This is a genomic window from Nostoc sp., assembly GCF_036917615.1.
In the GTDB taxonomy this organism is placed as follows: Bacteria; Cyanobacteriota; Cyanobacteriia; order Cyanobacteriales; family Nostocaceae; genus Nostoc.
Genome location: NZ_JBALCZ010000069.1, coordinates 109,465 through 128,925, shown reverse-complemented (window position 1 = coordinate 128,925; position 19,461 = coordinate 109,465). Strand labels below are relative to the sequence as shown.

General features: G+C 43.0%; 24 protein-coding genes. 12 read left to right on the top strand and 12 right to left on the bottom strand.

The window, feature by feature from the left end; translation table 11 throughout:
- The first annotated feature begins 139 nt into the window (after positions 1-139).
- The 4 genes from V7K85_RS25350 to V7K85_RS25335 all read left to right on the top strand — a co-directional run bounded on the left by V7K85_RS25350 (position 140) and on the right by V7K85_RS25335 (position 4,493).
- On the top strand, positions 140-436 hold the full coding sequence (locus tag V7K85_RS25350; RefSeq protein WP_334817706.1) for a hypothetical protein: 297 nt from the start codon (positions 140-142) through the stop codon (positions 434-436).
- A 257-nt stretch (positions 437-693) separates the two neighbouring features.
- Positions 694-969 carry a TM2 domain-containing protein gene (locus tag V7K85_RS25345; protein ID WP_334817704.1) on the top strand — a complete coding sequence of 92 codons (276 nt, stop codon included), beginning with the start codon at positions 694-696 and terminating at the stop codon, positions 967-969.
- A 353-nt stretch (positions 970-1,322) separates the two neighbouring features.
- Entirely contained in the window at positions 1,323-3,770 is a 2,448-nt protein-coding gene (locus tag V7K85_RS25340) for a heavy metal translocating P-type ATPase (protein ID WP_334817702.1), read from the top strand.
- Between the two features lie 225 nt (positions 3,771-3,995).
- Positions 3,996-4,493 carry an FHA domain-containing protein gene (locus V7K85_RS25335; RefSeq protein ID WP_334817844.1) on the top strand — a complete coding sequence of 166 codons (498 nt, stop codon included), beginning with the start codon at positions 3,996-3,998 and terminating at the stop codon, positions 4,491-4,493.
- 72 nt (positions 4,494-4,565) lie between these two features.
- On the opposite strand, the gene V7K85_RS25330 is transcribed toward V7K85_RS25335, so the two are convergent.
- Both V7K85_RS25330 and V7K85_RS25325 read right to left on the bottom strand, forming a co-directional pair.
- Complete coding sequence (locus tag V7K85_RS25330) at positions 4,566-4,913, bottom strand: hypothetical protein (RefSeq protein ID WP_334817842.1); 348 nt, start codon at positions 4,911-4,913, stop codon at positions 4,566-4,568.
- Positions 4,914-5,030: 117 nt separating this feature from the next.
- Positions 5,031-5,330 carry a hypothetical protein gene (locus V7K85_RS25325; RefSeq protein WP_334817700.1) on the bottom strand — a complete coding sequence of 100 codons (300 nt, stop codon included), beginning with the start codon at positions 5,328-5,330 and terminating at the stop codon, positions 5,031-5,033.
- A gap of 301 nt (positions 5,331-5,631) precedes the next feature.
- On the opposite strand from V7K85_RS25325, the gene V7K85_RS25320 reads away from it, so the two are divergent.
- Entirely contained in the window at positions 5,632-6,642 is a 1,011-nt protein-coding gene (locus tag V7K85_RS25320; protein ID WP_334817698.1) for a TIGR01777 family oxidoreductase, read from the top strand.
- A gap of 84 nt (positions 6,643-6,726) precedes the next feature.
- On the opposite strand, the gene V7K85_RS25315 is transcribed toward V7K85_RS25320, so the two are convergent.
- The 3 genes from V7K85_RS25315 to V7K85_RS25305 form a co-directional block, all read right to left on the bottom strand.
- Positions 6,727-6,972 (bottom strand): hypothetical protein, encoded by a 246-nt coding sequence (locus V7K85_RS25315; RefSeq protein WP_334817839.1) that lies wholly within the window; start codon positions 6,970-6,972, stop codon positions 6,727-6,729.
- A gap of 95 nt (positions 6,973-7,067) precedes the next feature.
- A complete protein-coding gene (locus tag V7K85_RS25310; protein WP_334817696.1) occupies positions 7,068-7,490 on the bottom strand; it encodes a tetratricopeptide repeat protein in 423 nt (140 codons plus the stop codon).
- 120 nt (positions 7,491-7,610) lie between these two features.
- Positions 7,611-7,967, bottom strand: coding sequence for an iron-sulfur cluster assembly accessory protein (locus V7K85_RS25305; protein WP_334817694.1), 357 nt, complete (start codon positions 7,965-7,967; stop codon positions 7,611-7,613).
- A gap of 327 nt (positions 7,968-8,294) precedes the next feature.
- On the opposite strand from V7K85_RS25305, the gene V7K85_RS25300 reads away from it, so the two are divergent.
- The 6 genes from V7K85_RS25300 to V7K85_RS25275 all read left to right on the top strand — a co-directional run bounded on the left by V7K85_RS25300 (position 8,295) and on the right by V7K85_RS25275 (position 14,739).
- Positions 8,295-9,935 (top strand): DUF6930 domain-containing protein, encoded by a 1,641-nt coding sequence (locus V7K85_RS25300; protein ID WP_334817692.1) that lies wholly within the window; start codon positions 8,295-8,297, stop codon positions 9,933-9,935.
- Between the two features lie 258 nt (positions 9,936-10,193).
- On the top strand, positions 10,194-10,397 hold the full coding sequence (locus V7K85_RS25295; RefSeq protein WP_334817690.1) for a hypothetical protein: 204 nt from the start codon (positions 10,194-10,196) through the stop codon (positions 10,395-10,397).
- A gap of 1,470 nt (positions 10,398-11,867) precedes the next feature.
- On the top strand, positions 11,868-12,044 hold the full coding sequence (locus V7K85_RS25290; RefSeq protein WP_292760490.1) for a CopG family transcriptional regulator: 177 nt from the start codon (positions 11,868-11,870) through the stop codon (positions 12,042-12,044).
- Positions 12,045-12,316: 272 nt separating this feature from the next.
- Entirely contained in the window at positions 12,317-13,753 is a 1,437-nt protein-coding gene (gene zds, locus V7K85_RS25285; protein WP_334817688.1) for a 9,9'-di-cis-zeta-carotene desaturase, read from the top strand.
- Between the two features lie 42 nt (positions 13,754-13,795).
- The gene (locus tag V7K85_RS25280) at positions 13,796-14,239 is read left to right on the top strand and encodes an SRPBCC family protein (protein WP_334817686.1); all 444 of its coding nucleotides are present in this window, start codon (positions 13,796-13,798) and stop codon (positions 14,237-14,239) included.
- Between the two features lie 215 nt (positions 14,240-14,454).
- On the top strand, positions 14,455-14,739 hold the full coding sequence (locus tag V7K85_RS25275; protein ID WP_334817684.1) for a hypothetical protein: 285 nt from the start codon (positions 14,455-14,457) through the stop codon (positions 14,737-14,739).
- On the opposite strand, the gene V7K85_RS25270 is transcribed toward V7K85_RS25275, so the two are convergent.
- The 6 genes from V7K85_RS25270 to V7K85_RS25245 all read right to left on the bottom strand — a co-directional run bounded on the left by V7K85_RS25270 (position 14,721) and on the right by V7K85_RS25245 (position 18,329).
- The gene (locus V7K85_RS25270; protein WP_334817682.1) at positions 14,721-14,939 is read right to left on the bottom strand and encodes a type II toxin-antitoxin system HicB family antitoxin; all 219 of its coding nucleotides are present in this window, start codon (positions 14,937-14,939) and stop codon (positions 14,721-14,723) included. The two genes, V7K85_RS25275 and V7K85_RS25270, sit on opposite strands and share 19 nt — an antisense overlap.
- Positions 14,940-15,073: 134 nt before the next feature.
- Positions 15,074-15,385, bottom strand: coding sequence for a HigA family addiction module antitoxin (locus V7K85_RS25265; RefSeq protein WP_334817680.1), 312 nt, complete (start codon positions 15,383-15,385; stop codon positions 15,074-15,076).
- 11 nt (positions 15,386-15,396) lie between these two features.
- The gene (locus tag V7K85_RS25260) at positions 15,397-15,699 is read right to left on the bottom strand and encodes a type II toxin-antitoxin system RelE/ParE family toxin (protein WP_334817678.1); all 303 of its coding nucleotides are present in this window, start codon (positions 15,697-15,699) and stop codon (positions 15,397-15,399) included.
- Positions 15,700-15,812: 113 nt separating this feature from the next.
- On the bottom strand, positions 15,813-16,049 hold the full coding sequence (locus V7K85_RS25255; protein ID WP_334817676.1) for a 2Fe-2S iron-sulfur cluster-binding protein: 237 nt from the start codon (positions 16,047-16,049) through the stop codon (positions 15,813-15,815).
- A 130-nt stretch (positions 16,050-16,179) separates the two neighbouring features.
- Positions 16,180-17,658: a cobyric acid synthase CobQ gene (gene cobQ, locus V7K85_RS25250; RefSeq protein ID WP_334817674.1), complete on the bottom strand. Its 1,479-nt coding sequence runs from the start codon at positions 17,656-17,658 to the stop codon at positions 16,180-16,182.
- A 266-nt stretch (positions 17,659-17,924) separates the two neighbouring features.
- Positions 17,925-18,329 carry an Npun_F0494 family protein gene (locus tag V7K85_RS25245; protein ID WP_334817672.1) on the bottom strand — a complete coding sequence of 135 codons (405 nt, stop codon included), beginning with the start codon at positions 18,327-18,329 and terminating at the stop codon, positions 17,925-17,927.
- Between the two features lie 194 nt (positions 18,330-18,523).
- Here V7K85_RS25245 and V7K85_RS25240 point away from each other — a divergent pair, with 194 nt between their 5' ends.
- Complete coding sequence (locus V7K85_RS25240; RefSeq protein WP_334817670.1) at positions 18,524-18,961, top strand: peroxiredoxin; 438 nt, start codon at positions 18,524-18,526, stop codon at positions 18,959-18,961.
- Between the two features lie 76 nt (positions 18,962-19,037).
- Here the strand turns inward: V7K85_RS25240 and V7K85_RS25235 are convergent, their stop codons facing one another.
- Complete coding sequence (locus V7K85_RS25235) at positions 19,038-19,436, bottom strand: hypothetical protein (protein ID WP_334817668.1); 399 nt, start codon at positions 19,434-19,436, stop codon at positions 19,038-19,040.
- Positions 19,437-19,461: the final 25 nt, after the last annotated feature.

The following is a 19,461-nucleotide window of genomic DNA, read 5'->3' as shown; positions in this document are numbered from 1 at the left end:
ATTTTAGCCATTTTTGAGATGTTAATTGTCTTCTTGAACCATTTTTAGGTGTAATGAATTGGATTAAAATTCCGTTTTGCACTTATGGAAGTAGGGATCGGCAACTAAAAACGGGTTGGAAAGATATGGAAGATGCCTCTTGCGCTTCTACATTCTCACTAGCAACTGGTCTGGTGATTGGTGCGATGGCGTTTCACGTCCGTTGGAAGCGATGTCTACGACGGGCTACGCCTACGTAAAAAACTCCGGAACTAATACTGATGGACTTGTAAAAAGTGGTATATCACAGCAGTTTTTGCTGATTATTGAGGTTCATTTTTCTCAAGATAAATGTCTTATAGCAGTTTCCGATCTGGTGAGGTACGTTTTCAAGGCTACTAACCTTGTTAAACAAGATTTGGGTGTACCTCAGTTGCTTAGGAAACGCTATACCTAAAAATCTGCAAAACTGCCGCACCAGGATTTGCGATCATCAAATCCACCAAAAGTCATTAAGGAGCGCCAGATTTTCCGGCTATGCCACAAAACATCTTAGCGTCCCCTCTGGCATAGAAGCACGCTGATTTTGGTTATTCGTCTTGGGGCTTACTTATACTGGAAAAATTAAAAATTTATTAGGCAAATACATTTACTCGCTTTCATTACAATAAAGATTTTATTTTTATACTTCACTTATCAAGGAGCAACACTCATATGGCAAATCTCAACCCCACTCACCCTACCAAACAACTTCTAGCTGGTTACTGTGGCATTATCCTTGGAGGATTTGGGGTTCATAAGTTTATTCTAGGATACACTTCGGAAGGCTTTATCATGTTGGTGATTTCTGTAGTTGGGGGTTCTTTCACCTACGGCATTGCCTTGTTAATTATGCAACTTGTAGGTTTAATTGAAGGCATGATCTACTTGAATAAGTCCCCGGAAGAATTTGTAAATACCTATTTTGTAAATAAGCAGGCCTGGTTCTAGTGCAAGAAGGCAGGTCGAGCTTGCGGCAGAAGATAACACACGCTATTCTCAAACCTAAACAGCTTAACTGGGTAATGTTCTTCTTGTTGGGCATAGGGTATTTCAGTGTTATGTCTCATTTGGAAACCAACTATTTCTTAAAAAGTCTGATTGTGATCATGCCAATGCAGGTGGTAGCTATTATCTATGTGACTTATTTACGCTGGAGCCGTCATTGACCTTCAGCGAACTACGATAAATTAAGAAATTTAATATGGTTGACATACAGTCGTAGTTCCATATTTCGTCTACGCTCAAATTAGAGACGCTTTTAGTCAGGCGTTGAATTTCTGTAGCGAATCTAAACACTTGCCATGCAACTTGTCCCGAAAACTAAGCTAGCCCCAGAACTTGACCCAATCCTAGAGAAAATTATTCTAGATGTTGGAGGCATGAAGTGTGCTGGGTGTGTGAACGCAGTAGAGCGACAGCTAACTCAACATCCAGGAGTCAAGAGTGCCTGTGTGAACCTGGCCACAGAGGTAGCAGTTGTAGAGTCAGAAACTGGTGCGGTAGATGCAGATGCACTGGCACAGCGATTAACAGCCGTTGGATTCCCGACTCAATCCCGAAAAGCTAGTGGCACAGTAGCAGGCGAGATATCTACCTTACAAGACCCAGCAGAACGACAACGCCGAGAAATGCGCTCTTCTGTTAGGCAGTTGGTGATTGCTGCGATGTTGCTGGTGTTATCGGGAAGTGGACATTTTGGTAATCTTGGTAGCTCAGTACTGCCAGTGCTGAATAACATCTGGTTCCACTGTGGACTGGCGACAGTGGCGCTATTAATTCCCGGTCGCCCGATTTTAGTAGATGGCTGGCTGGGCTGGCGGCGAAATGCGCCTAACATGAACACCCTGGTGGGATTGGGAACGCTAACAGCCTACATTGCTAGTTTAGTAGCGCTGCTCTTTCCCCAAATGGGTTGGGAGTGCTTCTTTGATGAACCAGTAATGATGCTAGGCTTTATTCTTTTGGGAAGGACATTAGAGCAACAAGCTAGAGGTCGCGCCGCTGCCGCATTTAAGAAATTGCTAGCACTCCAGCCACTCTTAGCGCGATTGATTGCCAACCCAGAAAAAGTTGGAGTCGGGTCTTCTAGTGTAGAGATTCCTGCAGAACAGGTGCGTGTTGGTGAATGGTTACAAGTGCTGCCAGGTGATAAAATCCCCGTTGATGGTGAAGTGGTGGTTGGTCAAACAACGGTCGATGAGTCAATGCTGACTGGGGAAGCGGTGCCAGTAATCAAGCAACCAGGAGATATGGTGACAGGAGGGACGCTAAACCAGTCAGGAGCGATCGCTATTCAGGCAACCCGGACTGGAAGTGATACAACTCTAGCTCAAATTGTCGCTTTAGTAGAAGCCGCCCAAACTCGGAAAGCCCCAGTACAGAAATTAGCAGATACAGTAGCTGGTTACTTTACCTACGGGGTGCTGACAGCATCTGTATTAACATTTGTCTTTTGGTACTTTTTCGGCACTCACATCTGGACTGATATCACCATGTCTGGTGGTATGGAAATGATCAGCCACGCTGACCATTCCCCACTCCCAACTCCCCACTCCCCCCTATTAATCAGCTTAAAACTAGCGATCGCAGTTATGGTAGTCGCCTGTCCCTGTGCTTTGGGACTTGCCACACCAACAGCCATTCTTGTCGGGACTGCTATGGGTGCAGAACGGGGTCTGTTAATCAAAGGCGGCGATGTTTTGGAAAAAGTACACCAGCTAGACACCGTAGTTTTTGATAAAACCGGCACTCTAACCACGGGTAATCCCATCGTTACAGATTGCTTGTTAATTTTAGAAAGGGGTAGTGAGAATCCCTACTCCCTCATACAATTAGCAGCAGCCGTAGAAAGCGGTACTCACCATCCTCTAGCAAAAGCGATTCAGCAAGAAGCACAGCGGCAACAGTTATCTATTCCAGAGGCTGTGGACTTTCACACGGAACCAGGACTAGGGGTGTCTGCTGTGGTAGAGGGCACAGTTGTACTATTGGGTAACTGGGAGTGGTTGAGTTGGCACGGCATTTCGATTAGCGAAACTGCACAACAGGTAGCACAGGATTTGGCAACAGATGGGAAAACAGTCGTTTGCGTAGCAATTGGGGGAACTTTAGCCGGGTTAATTGCTGTTTCTGATACCCTCAGACCAGATGCCCGATCCACCGTAGACAAGTTGCGTCAGATGGGCTTACGGGTAATGCTACTCAGTGGCGATCGTCCAGAAGCAGCTAGCGCCATAGCCAAACAACTAGGATTAGACAGCGCTGATGTCATAGCGGGTGTCCCCCCAGCGAAAAAAGCGGCTGCAATCCAGTCTCTCCAGTTAGAAGGGACAAAGGGACAAGGGGGACAAGCAGACAAGGGGACAAAGAAAACTCCCCACTCCGTAGTCGCAATGGTGGGAGATGGAATCAACGATGCTCCAGCTTTATCCCAAGCAGATGTAGGAATTGCTTTACACTCTGGGACAGATGTGGCAATGGAAACTGCTGAAATTGTCCTAATGCGCGATCGCTTAAACGATGTCGTCGAATCTATTCAACTTAGTCGCGCCACTTTCAACAAAATCCGCCAAAATTTATTCTGGGCTTTTGCATATAATACAGTTGGCATTCCTTTAGCAGCTGGTGTTTTGTTCCCCAGTCTGGGTTTTGTCCTTAACCCATCTGGTGCTGCTGCATTAATGGCTTTTAGCTCTGTTAGCGTCGTCACAAACTCAATATTATTACGGCGGTTAGCTCATCACCCATAGAATACTCTTTTGCACGTAAAATTTCCAAGCACAAATCTTGGTTATTCCCATCTCAAGTTAAACTGAGTCGCCCCGTCAGGTTTTACGCAGCCCACAAAGCCTCTTGAGACACTTACCAAAGCTATTATAGCTACTGGAGTAGAACGGCCATGTTCTACTCTTTCAAGGTATTATGCAATTTTAAAGCTTATTTAGATCAGCACCACAGACTTATGGTGCATGAGAATGGCCGGATACAATACTAAACAAATCTTGATTAATCACAGTTCCACCGATTTGTCAATGGCAGCAGAAACCAATGAAAACCATCTACTGATTATTGAAGACGATCAAGGTCGCAAAGAATTTTCTCTAGAGCACCCCGTCTACTCTATTGGTAGAGACCGTGAGTGTAATATCCGTTTGATGTCGCAGTTTGTCTCCCGCCGCCATGCCACATTAGTGAGATTGCCACGAGAGCATAATAGTCATAGCTACTATTACCGGATTGTAGATGGCGATGCCAAAGGGAAGCCTAGTTCCAACGGTTTGATGATTAATGGACGTAAGATACCAGCTCACGATCTAAAAAATGAAGACGAGATCGTTTTTGGCCCTCAAGTACGTGCCATTTATTACCTTTTAAGAAACACTCAGCGTTTGGGACAAACGGATTCGAGTGAGTATGACATTACACTAATAAACCCCGGTATGACCGAGGATTTAGAGGATCTGGGAGAGTGAATTATAACTACCAATAACAGTCTGAGAATCCCCCGGCTTGAAGTCGTGGGAGTATCAATTCAATCACCAAAGCTATCCTGCAAGACTTTCAATCAAATGCCAATGGCGGCTACTTTCAATAGCCTGCTTGATGAATTCAAACATTTGTCGGCAGTAATTATCTAGTTGGAGTGGTAGTTCTTCATTTTTAATTACAATACTCATCCGGGTTTCTGTTTCAGTAGATTTTGATTTTTCAATCAGTACTTCTACGGTAACTAATTTAGCAAAATGAACATTGCCGGGAACCTCACGAGCGATAATGTACTCGGCCGTGTGGTATTGAATATCCAACTGACAGTCCTGTAGAAGTTCCACAAGTAACGCCTGGAGATGCTCACTAGGAACAGAAACAATAAATGAACAGGTATAGCGAGCCATAATAGCCCCACGCCTTGCAACACTCCGTCCATCGTATAATACCGAAGCATCTAAACGGAAAGTCATTAAAAAGCAAAGTTTTTGAGTTTTGAGATCAGGTATTACCAAGATATACAGTCACATCTGTTCTATCCACAAAGAAAGTGCCATGAGAAGGTAGAAGGCAGAAGGGAAACCACTGATGAAATATTGTATAAACTCAAGAGTGCCATCAGGCAGGAAGGAAACCCCATAAATAAATTCGTATTTTTCTAACAAGGGCACCTTTTGTCTGGCACTTTGCGTCTTGAACAAAATCCTTTTACCCAATTCAATAAATAAATTTAGGTATTTAAACCCTGTGACAAAGCGAAAAATCGAGCCAGTGCTACCTTGCAGTTTCCCGACTTGTCCTAAGCGCGTCTCCCCTTCTCCCATTCGTGAGAGGCTAGCGCCTGCCGTAGGATGCCGGAACGCGAACAGCGTCTCCTGTCTTGAGAAGGGCTGTAGGGAGAAGCAACTGGCGTCTCTTGTGCCGAAAATCGGCGATTTGTTAGCGCAGCCTCTTCTCTACCTTGGGTTATGCCAACGAGTAATCAAGCGTTGGAACGAGTGTCCGCAGGAACGTCACTTTTCAACAGAGAGCAAAATATATTTTCTTCCTCCTGCTCTCTGCCCTCTTTGGTAAGCTGAAAGTTTGATCAAAAACTTTACAATAAAGGTTTGGCTGAGGTAGAAAATGAAAGTCGCAATTACTGGAGCAACAGGATTTGTAGGTAGTCGTTTGATACAACGACTCCACGGAAAAGGTGATAAAATAGTAGTATTAACTCGGAACACTGCCTTTGCTCAAAAGGTTTTTCCATCTGAGGCTTACCCCAATCTAGAAATTGTTGCCTATACACCAAATGCTTCTGGTTCTTGGCAAAGTGTCATCGCTAGTTGTGATGCCGTAGTTAATTTGGCAGGAGAACCCATTGGTGAAGGACGCTGGACACCAGAACGCAAACAAGAAATCCTCAATAGCCGAAAGTTAGGTACACAAAAAATAGTTGAAGCAATAGTCAGCGCTAACCCCAAAACGGCAGTCGCTACAACGGGGAACCACCCCCTTGCGGAGGTTCCCTCCGTTGGGGGGAGTGGCGTGGGAACCCCCGCAACGCGCTGCCTCCCTAGCGTGTTAATTAACGCTTCGGCTATTGGCTACTACGGCACCAGTGAAACGGCAACCTTTGATGAAACAAGCCTATCTGGTAACGATTTTCTCGCCCAAGTCTGCCAAGCCTGGGAAGCAGAGGCGAGAAAGGTAAAAGATGCTGGTGTACGGTTGGTAATTCTGCGTTTTGGGATTGTTTTGGGCAATGGCGGTGCTTTAGGTAAAATGATTCCGCCTTTTAAACTCTTTGCCGGTGGCCCCATTGGCAGTGGCCGGCAGTGGTTCTCATGGATTCACGTAGACGATTTAGTTAACCTGATTCTGCAAGCTTTAACTAAAGCGGAAATAGAAGGCGTATATAATGCCACTGCCCCTAACCCAGTCCGGATGGCAGATTTAAGCCAAGCTTTGGGACGAGTGATGAATCGCCCCTCTTGGTTGCCTGTTCCTGCTTTTGCGATCGAAGCTCTTTTAGGAGACGGGGCTATAGTAGTTTTAGAAGGTCAGCAAGTCATCCCGAAACGTACTGTGGAAACAGGCTTTGAGTACAAACATCCTAATTTGCAATCAGCATTAACACAAATTCTTACATAGACTCAAAAGTTAACAGTTCAAAGGGACTGGGGATTGGCTATTGGGAAGAATTCAGCCCCCAGTCCCCACTTCCCAGTCCCTTGACTATTGACTAGAGAGAAATTTTCTGGAAACCCAACTGATAATACCGCTGAGAATAGCACCGCCCATGAGGATGCCAATTGCTGGGTTAAACAAGGGTTGCCACAGTTGATGCCACAAATCCAAACCCAGGTTTAGTCCCGCCGCATCACCGATCGCTGCGATCGCTAACCAGCCAAAGCCAAACAAAACCAAAAAAACATCTGCGACTAAAGCCTTGTTTAGCCAATTTAATAATTTATCTTTCATGATCGGACTAGGTATTAGGGATTGGGGATTGGGCATGGGGTATTGGGGATTGGGTATTGGGAAGAATTCAGTCCCTACTCCCCACTCCCCATCCTCTACTTTTCAAATAGCCAATTTTTAACTTTTGTCAAACTCTGCCAATCTGGTTTTCTACTTAAACCGTCTTCAATACTATTTTTTATTTCATCACTCCATTCTTCGTTAACAAAAATTAACTGTTGTGCTATATCAATGTGTTCCCGCAAACCTTTTTGACCTGTTTCCAGCATTGCTAAGGCGAGATTTACTCTGGCCTGTGGATCTTGTGGGTTTAACTTAACTGCCTTCTGTGCAGCTTTGTAAGCTAAATTGGGTTTGTTATCGAGTAGATATAACCACGCCAAACAAATCCAAGCAGCACTAGTTTTGGGAGCGCGATCGCACACTTCTTTAAACACAGGGATTAAAGAATCTACTCTTTCTCCAGCTTTATAGCGTTCTAAACCTGTATCAAACAGGGATTCAACTGTATTAGTCATTGGTCATTAGTCATTAGTCATTAGTCATTAGTCATTGGTCATGGGTCATTGGTCATTAGTCATTAGGCAACTGCAAATGAGAAGGGACAAATGACAAGGGACAAATGACAAATGACAATATTACACCCCAAATGACTTGCCGCAACCGCAAGTTTGGTTGGCATTGGGGTTAGTAAATTGGAAGCCACCGCCAATCATGGCATCGCTATAATCGAGCATTAAGCCGTAGAGATATAACAGACTCTTGCGATCGCTGACAATTTTGAAGCCATCATAATCAAAAACTTCATCCTGAGGGGTGATCTTACTGCTGTCTTCAAAGTCCATCATGTAAGACATCCCAGAACAGCCACCCTGACGTACTCCTACCCGTAAGCATAAGTCTGTGCCTTGTCTGTCCCGGAGGGATTTTACCTGGTGCAATGCGGCTTCGCTCAACAGAATTCCGCGTTGTTGAGCCTGAATTGCTTGTGTCATCTGCTTTTTAAACTCCTTAATTAGTCTTAGCGTTACCTTGTATCGGCTTGTTAATGCCTGTGGCTTGCCCTTGGTGTTTTTGTATTCATTCTAGCGGCTTAGATGTTGCTAGATGCCAAATTGTAAACACTCCGTCAAAAGCAGCCAAAGATTTCTATTCTAGAATTGAGAGACTCAGTGTGTTTATAGATTCGGTATTTTTGAAATTCAAGCCTTGCGGCAGCCTGAGAAGCAACCACCCTTCAGGTGCAGCCATAAAAATTTAATCCGAGGCTAGCTATCCCCCAAAGTTTACTTCCAAATTGCTTCTTTTGATTAACTTACTCTATGACAAGTTTTAATCGCTCTACCAGTCGTCGGTTGAAGAAATTAACTCAAATTCCTTCTGTATGGGAGGGCGATCGCCGTCCGTTATCATCACCAAACCAGCACTCAGACTCCGAGGAAAAGGGAGAATGCATTCTTTGGGTAGATTTCTCCCAAGGTATGGTTCGAGGAATGGACGTGGTAGCTTCAGATATCGGTCCAGAAGCAATAGTTCGCACTTTAATGCGAGCAATGGAGCATCCCCACAGTCCGGCAAGACCTGCCAGACCCCAAAGAATTGTAGTCAAAGACCGCGAGATCCAATTTTACCTGCGGGGGGTGCTGCAAGATTTGGATATCGCCATTGACTACGCACCAGAACTGCCTTTAATTGACGAACTATTTCGTGGATTTGCGGACATCCTCGATAGTCAAACGCCCGACTTACCCCCACAATATGCACAAATCTTGCGAGAGAAAGCATTTGCAATTTGGCAAGCAGCACCTTGGGAATTTTTGGAAGAACAACAAATTTTGTCAATCGAGATTAATAAGTGGGATGTTGGCACACTCTACGCCTCAATTATGGGAATGCTGGGAATGGAGTATGGGATTTTGTTTTATCGCTCAGAAGAGTCTTTAAAACAGTTTCGCGCCGCAGTTTTAAAAGATGAAGAATCAACGGAGCATCTAGAAGAAGCGTTCCTCAAGCAAGATTGCCTGTTTCTTACTTTTGAAAGTGCTGATGAAACCGATGAAGATGAGGATGAAGCGGGTGATTTGGCGGATCTGCCAGTATCAGAAATTGACCCCACCTTCGGTAATATCCACCCCTTAGAAGGACTGCGGTCTGTTTTGTATGACGAAGAAGCACTAGTAATATTTGTTGCGATTGAAAGCCTGAGCCGCTTTATTCGCGATCACCGTCGCCACCTTCATGAGGAAACCTTCCCTACCCTCAGCCGTCGCTATCGCATTTCTCTGCCGCAGTCGGAAGAATCAACTAAATCTGTGGCTGTGACAGTTTCTACCATGCCGCAGTTAGCAGCAGAATTAGAGGAAATGGCAGGCTTTGGTGTTGATGATCAGGAGATTGACAACCTTGGCTCCCCAAGGTTCCAATCATTGCAAGATGACTTGATACCAGAAGATTCCTTCCTCAGCTTAGGTGTGGTGTCCTGGGAAATGTTGGAGTACCTCCAGAAGGGGGTCAGCTACCATAAGGCTGGTGAAATAAAACAAGTGGGTGACGGTTTGCCGGTGATTTTAATTCAAACTTCCCGGCCCAAGGCTAAGACTGTAATTGAAAGAATTGAAGCCGCAGACGGACTGAGAGCAATTTGCTTTAATCCAGGTGCCGACCCTTTCGATGGCGATCGTTACGATTTAGGTTTATTGCAAACTCAAAATGGCGAATTGTTCCTATTTGGTGAATTTTTAGATGAAGATCCTATTCATGTAGAAGCCCGCAAAAAATGGAACCAGCGGTGTAAAAATACTAAGGGCTACTGTGGTTTAATCATTGCCAAAGGACTAACGGGAGCTTCCCGTGGCAATCCTCAGTTACGAGACATGATGGCTTTGTTTGAAGCGCGATCGCTTTCACCTAAAGATTTAGGTATTGGTACTCTCCAACTGATGCCCCAACTTAAATTTGAATAGTTGCACTAATTCCCGCAATCCTCAATCTCAAATTGTGTCTATGAAAAATTAAGTTGATGTGTATTTGATTCCCATATTAGACCTCTTGCAAAAGTCAAAAAATCAGGAATGTCATTCTGTTCGCGCAGCGTTCCTGCAGGGTACGGAACGCATCTCTTGGGCGTCTTGTAGAGAAGAAGCGTTAGCCACGTAGGATCGTCTGACTCGCTACCGCTGCGCTATCGGGTGACGCTCGTAAGCAAGCTTACGCAGTCCCCTATGGAGGGAAACCCTCCTTCAGGGCTGACTCACCCCAAAGGGTCTACAGATAGCGCAGCGGTAGCCTTTGTCTTCTCCCTACAGCCCTTTGGGCATCCTACGGCAGGCGTTAGCGTTAGCCTCTCACGAAGGGGAGACGATGCCGCGCAACGAGCGTCGGAAACCTCCGCTCCAGTTTTTCGTTTAGCTCAGAGTTCTCTCTGAATTCTGCTGTATGTATAACAATTGCCAAAAAGCAACCAATGATTAGAAGTTAACTTTACCTTAATTTCATGAAGTATCTGTATTTTCCTATTTTTCCAGTCATTTCATTTGGATATTTATCAGTATAAATCCGTACAATATGCTAAAAATTTCTCTGTAAAGTTCCGTTTAATCAAACCTACCTGACGTACTGATATATCAGAATGTTTTTTTAACAAGTTTTTGAGTTTAGCATCTTGTTATGTATCAATATCATTAAGCAAAAGCTTAGGTGATATCTTTTTCTTTGTATTTTTTTTATAAAGGATGAAAATGAGCTTATTTAGTCGCTAAATGAAGATTCTTTAAAGTGCATAAATAATCGCTATAATGAACACATAATCGAAAAAAATTGAAATATACAATTATTTTTATGGAAATACTTAGTCAATAATAAATAGTTGCAACTATAAACTTTATTGGCAGTAATTTATATCTTACTTTAGATATAAAAAATATTTAATGTCGAATTTTTCGTACAGTAATTGGCGAAAAATGATTAGTAGAACCTGCCAATAGATGAATACTATGAACGGGAAAAAAATTGCTGAGTTTGAGACAAACTATATCGCTAGAGGGAAGAGAAAACACATCTAAAATTTCATCGTATCTTTACGGGGAGTTAGTGTAAAAGCATAAAACAAAACTAAAATACTATTATCGGCAACAGTCAACTAACATCATATCTGTTCTCGGAGCATTCATCTGTGTGAAATTACAGATAATGCTGTTAAAATTTACCAAAAAACTGGGCTATTTACACCCAGAAAACTGAGTCTTGTCCCCTTTTTTGTGGCTAGTATATGGTTACTATATTGGCACGGAAAAGCAATCAGCTTGATCGAGGGAAGCCAAAATTTATAACCGTTCAAGTAGCTCTTAACTTCTTGGTTCCAGTAATGGGTGCAGATGGGTGTTTGTTCTAGAGCGATCGCTTATTTGCCTACTTTCTAAGTGATTATTCACGATCTATACACACCACTCTAACCCGCCTGTAAGCCAGCGTTTCAGCATCATAAGGATTCTGAAGCTTTCTTGTCTGGTGTGATACCAGATGTTCTCTCCAAGCGGGTTTGACAAACTTGGTTAAGATAGAAGGTCAAATGCTTTCAATGGAGAATAATTTTGGAAATCTTGATTGAGTCAACAGTAGGTGTCTCAAATTAATTTCTCAAATTTCATTGTCAGGCTTTACTCATGCTGTTAGTAGGGTTATTATCTTCCAAAGCAACTATGTGCTCTTTTGATTGTCACAATAGCAACAAATAAAGTGTAGTTTTTTGATTTATTTAGAAAATGATGACTTCTTTGACAAAAGGAACATTTTTAATATTAATGGTATTACTTGTTTCCTGAGACAAACTCTGATAATGTTATCGGTCTCTTCTTTAGTTAGATTCTTTCAATGATCTAAAATATACAGCAAATAGCATGATAATGACAAATAAAAAATGGGCCGTTAAACGTATAACAGTTAATCTCGCAACACAGGAAGCGGAAAAACTAGAAAAATATTGCGAACAAACAGGTAGACCCGCAACCGACGTGATTCGTGAACTGATTAGAAGTTTGCCTGTCTCCGACGACAGCAAAGATGTAAATAGGTAAGAAGATGCTTTCACGACTGATCCAGATAACTGCTTTGCCACCAAAAAAATAGCTATAATACTTTTTTGAGTCCGCCGGAATGGACAAGAGTTTGTCTAAGTGATACAGACGCGTTTTTCTCGCGTCTGGTCAATTGCCGGGGCTAAAAGGAGTGATCAAAGAAGTTCTAGTATCGACTTATGCCCAGATATGGTGGTGGAGTTGATATTAAGTAGTAAATTCCGACACCAACCCAGTTACAATCTGTAAAGAAACTGAAAAGGAACGACGGAATGCGCGTTGCAATCGTAGGTGCGGGACTGGCTGGGCTAGCAACCGCAGTAGATCTAGCGGATGCTGGTTGTGAAGTAGAGATTTTTGAGTCTCGTCCGTTTGTGGGTGGTAAAGTTGGCAGTTGGGTTGATGGAGATGGCAACCATCTAGAAATGGGGTTGCACGTATTTTTCGGGTGCTACTACGAACTATTTGACTTGATGAAGAAAGTGGGGGTGTTAGAAAACTTACGGCTCAAGGAACATACCCACACTTTCATTAACAAAGGGGGCCAGACTGGTGCTTTAGATTTTCGTTTCCTTACAGGTGCGCCTTTCAATGGCTTAAAGGCCTTTTTCACTACTTCCCAACTATCGTTGCAGGATAAATTGCAAAATGCGATCGCTTTGGGTACTAGTCCCATAGTTCGCGGATTGGTAGACTTTAAAGGGGCGATGAAAACCATCCGCAAATTAGATAAAATTAGCTTTGCCGATTGGTTCCGCAGTCATGGTGGAAGTAATGGCAGCATCAAGCGTATGTGGAACCCCATCGCCTACGCTCTGGGATTTATTGATTGCGAAAATATGTCTGCCCGTTGTATGTTAACGATATTCCAGCTATTTGCTGCCAGAACTGAAGCTTCAGTTTTGCGAATGCTGGAGGGTTCTCCCCATGAGTATTTACACAAGCCAATTCTGGAATATCTGCAAGTTAGAGGCACCAAAGTTTACACGCGTCGGCAAGTTCGAGAAATTCAGTTTACATCAGACGAACAAACCCGCGTCACTGGTATAGTAGTTGCCCAAGGTGATACAGTAGAAACTATCACTGCTGATGCTTACGTTTTTGCCTGTGATGTTCCAGGAATTCAACGCATCCTACCCCACGAGTGGCGTAAGTGGTCAGAATTTGACAATATTTACAAACTGGATGCAGTGCCAGTGGCTACAGTGCAGTTACGCTTCGATGGTTGGGTAACGGAACTGAGTGATGGAGAGCAACGTAAACAGCTAAATCATGCGGCTGGAATAGATAATTTACTTTACACAGCCGATGCTGATTTTTCTTGTTTTGCTGATTTGGCGTTGACTAGCCCTGCTGATTATTATCGCCCAGGACAGGGGTCATTGTTGCAGCTGGTGCTGACACCGGGAGATCCGTTTATTGCCCAAAGTAATGAAGCGATCGCGCAGCATGTCCTCAAGCAAGTGCATGAACTGTTTCCCTCGTCGCGGGAGCTAAATATGACTTGGTACAGTGTGGTAAAACTTGCCCAGTCTCTCTACCGAGAAGCGCCAGGGATGGACGCGTACCGTCCTAACCAAAAAACACCAGTAGATAATTTCTTCCTTGCAGGGAGTTATACTCAGCAAGATTACATCGACAGCATGGAAGGTGCGACTATTTCTGGACGGCGGGCGGCAAAAGTGATTTTGGAAAGTTTGAAGAGATAACTAACCGCAAAGGGCGCAAAGGACGCAAAGGAAGAAAAGAGAATGTCAGATTGGTTAGAGCATACTGTACAGGTAGAAGTAGAAGTTCCCATAGATTTAGTATGGAGCCTCTGGTCTGATTTGGAGCAAATGCCCCGGTGGATGAAGTGGATTGATTCGGTGAAAATTCCGCCAGATAATCCAGATATATCTCTTTGGAAATTAAAAACGGGCAGTCTAGAATTTAATTGGAAATCCCGAATTCTCAAAGTTATTCCCAACCAAATTATCCAATGGGAATCGATTGATGGTTTGCCCAATCAGGGAGCGATTCGCTTTTACGATCGCAACAATAGTAGCATTGTCAAAATGACCATTTCCTACGCCATCCCCGGCATTATTGGCAAAATTATGGATAACTTGTTTTTGGGGCGGATAGTTGAATCGACAATTCAAGCTGATTTGGAAAGGTTTAAAGAATACGCGCTGAATGTTAAAGCTAATTGATATAGATACCAAAAACAGGCAGTAGGAAACAAACTTTAAAAGTTTCTTGCTGTCTGATGGGGAAATATGGATTTTTTAAGGGTTGGAGGAGGTGCGATTGCACATCTCTATTGCTCGTTAGGGATTAAGTTTAATATACAAAAATCTTGTTTAGACTATGACACTTATTAGAAAATGTTAAAATTTTCTTTATTGTAAAAACAAGTGAGAATTAAATGCATCGTCACATTAGTTTGAAGTACATTGATGAATCCGGTATAAAGACACTTTTTTCTAAAGGAGTACCTTGCTCTAAAACTGATACAGGAACTTACGATTTTTATATTGGTGGTAAATGCAGAATTTTTCCATCCGGTAGGATTGGAACAATTCTGAAAGAGAGTTTATCTCATGACGTTGATGTTCAGTTTGATAATGGCGATATAGAAACTGTGAATTTGGTCTATCTTTTTCCTGAAAGTCTTTTTGGTAGCTCGATTTTTTATAATCCAGCCTCATAAGATGGTTCTGGAAGTGGATCACCGACAGCTTCGTAGGCAATAACTAAAGACTCTAAGGCTTCAATTCCATTTGCCACAGCCAACTCGTAAGTATCCGCATGAGTCCGCCAGCGTTGTCCTGGAAAATCAGGGAATCCTACTAAGAAGCAATCATCTTCCTCCGACCACTGAATTATCATTTGGTACTTGAGTTTATTCATGTTGACGAAGCATTTGCTTCAGATCCCTAACTTTCTTTGGCATTAATTTTCTCAACAGATGCGATCGCCACAGTAATAAACAATGTGTCAAATTTTTTTGCTATCTATCCAAAAAAATCGAATCTCCGATTTTTTTATGCCTTGACTTGTTTTAACTCAGGTAATATCCGGGGAGAAATAGTTGCCTGAATTTCTTCACCCATTTTTTCTTTAGCTAGTCTAAGTTCATAATTCTTTTGTAAATTCATCCATAACTCAGCACCAGTACCAAACCATTGCCCTAATCGTAATGCTGTATCAGCAGTAATTGCCCGTTCACCATTAATTATTTCAGTAATACGATTTGTTGGTACATGAAGAATACGTGCTAACTCACTTGCGCTCATTTGCAATTCATGAAGCTCATCAGCAAGAATTTTTCCAGGATGGATGGGTGGCCGTGCCATGTTTTTCTCCTTTAAGAATGATAATCTGTAATTTCGATGTTGAAAGGTTTAGATTCTTCGTCTGGCCAATTGAAACAAATTCGCCATTGCTTATTTATCCGAATGCTATATTGACCTTTTCGATCACCCTCTAAAGATTCAAAATGGTTGCTCGGTAGTTTCATAAGAGATTCTTTGTTAGTAGCGGCTTCTAATATATCAAGTCGTTTATATGCTTGATCTGTAAAAGCCTGAAACTCTTTTACTCTCTCACCTAAAGCAAATCGCTCCGTCCTTTTATCTTTAAACTTGGGATATTTGTCTGACGGAGACATAAAATTAGTAATGGTAGATATTATGCGTTACGTAACTCATAATTTACTCTATTTACGATAGCACAATTAATATCCGCATAGCATATCAGTCCTTCTCAATAGCAGGGGCGACATTACCAAGTTGGATCGCTAAATAAATTAATCGTCAATTCCTCACGTGGCGGTACTGCGGTGATACAAGCACGGATGATATCTCCATCCTCTAATTCGACAGTGCAAGCGTGACAAGACCCTATGAGACAACCGGTGGGAATAAATACCCCAGCCCGGTCTGCTACATCTAAGAGGGCTTCTCCCACCTCAGCATCTACTGTGACATCATCTGGTAAAAAGCGGACACGAACAATCATCAATGTTACGCATTTAATTTAATATTGACTCATAAGGGTTGTCCTTTGTCATTAGTCCTTTGTAAAAACAAATGACTAATGACCAATGACAGTTTGAACGAAAAAATGTGCGATTTTTATGCACTTTAGCTTAAGACAAAAACAGACTTAAGTCTAAATGGCTTTCTACTTGAGTGGCTAAAAAATCCAAAATCTGCTCTCGCTGTTCCCGATAGTTAGCAACACCGGTGGGCAAAGATTTTAAACCCCGCTGTTGACGGAGGCGATTTAACCAAGCCCGTCGCCAAGGGCCATTGTCAAAAAGTCCGTGGAGATAACTACCCCAGACTGATTGACAACTATCCACTAACCCTAAATTAATATCGTCAAATAGGGCATGGTAGGATTGGGGATCTATTCCTTGCTGTTCGATGCGCGATCGCCCTTGGTGGATTTCAAAGCCAGTGACTGGCAAGCCCTGTTGCGGATAATTTGAGCTAACTTGGCGCTGGCGAGCAATTTTTTGTCCTGTAATTACAGTTCTGATTGGTAAAAGATTTAACCCTTGAAATCTGCCAGCTTGTCCCTCTATCCCTTCTGGATCGGCGATGATTTGACCGAGCATTTGATAGCCGCCGCAGATACCTAAAACCGTTCCTCCAGAGGCAGCATAGTGTTGGATAGCTTCTGCCATACCGCTCTTTTGCAGCAGTAGCAAATCAGCAATTGTAGTTTTTGTCCCTGGAATAATAACGGCATCAGGATGTCCTAAATCTTGCTTAGGACTTAAGTATTTTACTGAAACTGTGCTTTCTGATTCCAGTGGGTCAAAGTCGGTGAAATTGGCAATTCTGGGTAAGCGGATGACGGCAATGTTGAGGTCAGCTTGGGCTTTATGCGATTCCCGTTCCAGCAAATCAAGGGAGTCCTCCGCTGGAAACACTTCTTGTAAGTAAGGTATAACACCGATAACGGGGATACCTGTACGTTCTTCTAACCATTTTATTCCCGGATCTAAGAGCGATCGCTGTCCTCGGAACTTATTAATTACTACACCCTTAATTAAGGCGCGTTCATCTGGTTCCAATAACTCTAAGGTTCCAACGACATGGGCAAAAGCACCACCCCGATCAATATCAACCACTAACATCGTCGGCGCATTCAAATATTTTGCCACCCGCATATTAGTTAAGTCGCGGTGCTTGAGGTTAATCTCCGCTGGACTACCGGCACCTTCACAAACTAGCAAGTCAAATTCTGTTCCTAAATGCTGTAGCGATTCTTCAATTGTCCGCCAGCCCAGGTCAAAATATTGCTCGTAGTAATCTGAGGCACTCACTTTACCCACAGACCTACCTTTGATAATTACTTGGGAAGTCATATCCCCTTGGGGTTTGAGTAAAATTGGGTTCATTTCTACCCAAGGCACGACTCCCGCAGCCCAAGCTTGCACTGCTTGGGCATAGCCAATTTCTCCACCATTGGCAGTGACATAAGCATTTAAAGCCATATTTTGACCTTTAAAGGGAGCCACCCGCCAGCCACGCCGCGACAGAATGCGACAAATAGCTGTAGTTAAAAGTGATTTCCCTGCATGGGATGTTGTCCCCACCACCATAATTGATTTCATAGTTGCTATCACTTAGTTTTTCAAGATACAGGGTGAAATTTTAGGAGGCAAGAAAGACACGGGAAAACGCGGACACGGAGAGAGGATTTGATAATTTCTCCGCGTCAGACCGTTTCTTCCTCTCTCTGTCTCCCTTTTTTACTCCCTACCAGCACGATCACAAAATTCAATTAGATGATTATGGTAAAGACTTCATGAATAGATGTGATGTTTCCGTATATATTGTTCCCTTTGATTCCCTAATCCTAACTCTTTGGTTTTTTATTCTAAAAAGGTATCCGTAACCAACGAATCACAGCATCGGATAAATGATCGCGCCATGAAGGAGTCCGCCAATTTTTTCCTTGGTATTGTTCTACTAACTGGCGTCCCAAGGGAGTGAGGCGAAAACTATCCGTAATTCCCTGACCATCGACTTCTCGCCGCAATACACCTACTTGGATCAACCAGCCTAAGGCATCGTCACAGGCTAATTCTGACAAAGGGCGCTTAGTATAGCCCTGCTTGAGTCCATTTTCCAGGGCGATCGCAGTTACTGACACACTTTGGTGTCCCATCACTTCAAATAAAGATAGATTAAAGGGTGAACAGACTAGCGATCGCTCGGCTCTTTCTACTGTGCTCCGAGGATAGACAAAGATATTTGGGTTTTGGGAATCAACAGCAGGCATTGTGTATGGGTAGAAATTTTTATTCTAAGAAAGATTAATTTAAGAATATATTTTTTCTTGTACCAGCTACCTGATTTAACCAAAATTAGTGACCTCAAGTATAACTATGCTATTTTTTAGTAATTATATTTAATCATTATAAATTAATGTAAAATTTCAAGTGCATCAACAATCTGAAACAGGAAAGGTTAATTATGCCTCTAGCAGTTGGTACGGATGCACCTGCATTTACCGCCAAAGATACAAACGGCAACACAGTCTCGTCATCTGATTTCGTCGGCAAGACGGTCGTTTTATATTTTTACCCCAAAGATGACACGCCAGGCTGCACCAAACAAGCCTGTAGTTTTCGGGATGCCCAGTCTCAATATCAAGGCAAAGATGTTGTAATCTTGGGAGTCAGTGCAGATGATGAAGTTTCCCATCAGGCATTCACCCAAAAATATAATTTGAATTTTCCCCTACTGGCTGACAGCGACAAATCCCTCATCAAAGCTTTCGATGTGGATGGCGGCGGTTATGCCAAGCGCGTCACCTACGTAATTGACCCTAGCGGCAAAATTACCCATGTTGACGCTAATGTAAATACCACTAGCCATGCTAGCGATATTTTAGCTGCACTTGGGCTGTAGTTTTTACCTGATAACCAAGGATTTTTTAAATAGTCTCAGCCCCAAGCCCTAGAGGCTTGGGGTTCTTTGTTTGAATTCAGTTACCTGATGGTGGTGTAATTGAGCGTGGTGTAACCACTGATGGTGTAACCGATGGCAAACTGGGAGTTGGTTGCAGTTGTTCACCTTGAATTAATTTTCGTTGCCTTGCTTTAAAAGCTGCTGCTGCTGAGTTTAGTTGGTCGTTCTGTTGGTTAGAATCCCAGTTGAGAGTCCCAAAATTTGCCCGATGAATCAGGTCAAACATGTTGAAATTGTCTGAGTTTGAACGGGAGAACGGATCGGTATTTTGGTCTGTTGTACTATTACTGGGAAAAGCATCTGTTGGGCTACTGATTTGAGCCGAACTGGGTTGAGCTATGAGTAAGGAAGCAAAGCTAATTCCTGCCGCCGTAGCTACAAAGAGTCTAGTAATTTGTAAAAATGGTTTTTTCATGGGATTTTGACCCTAAAATTTCTCT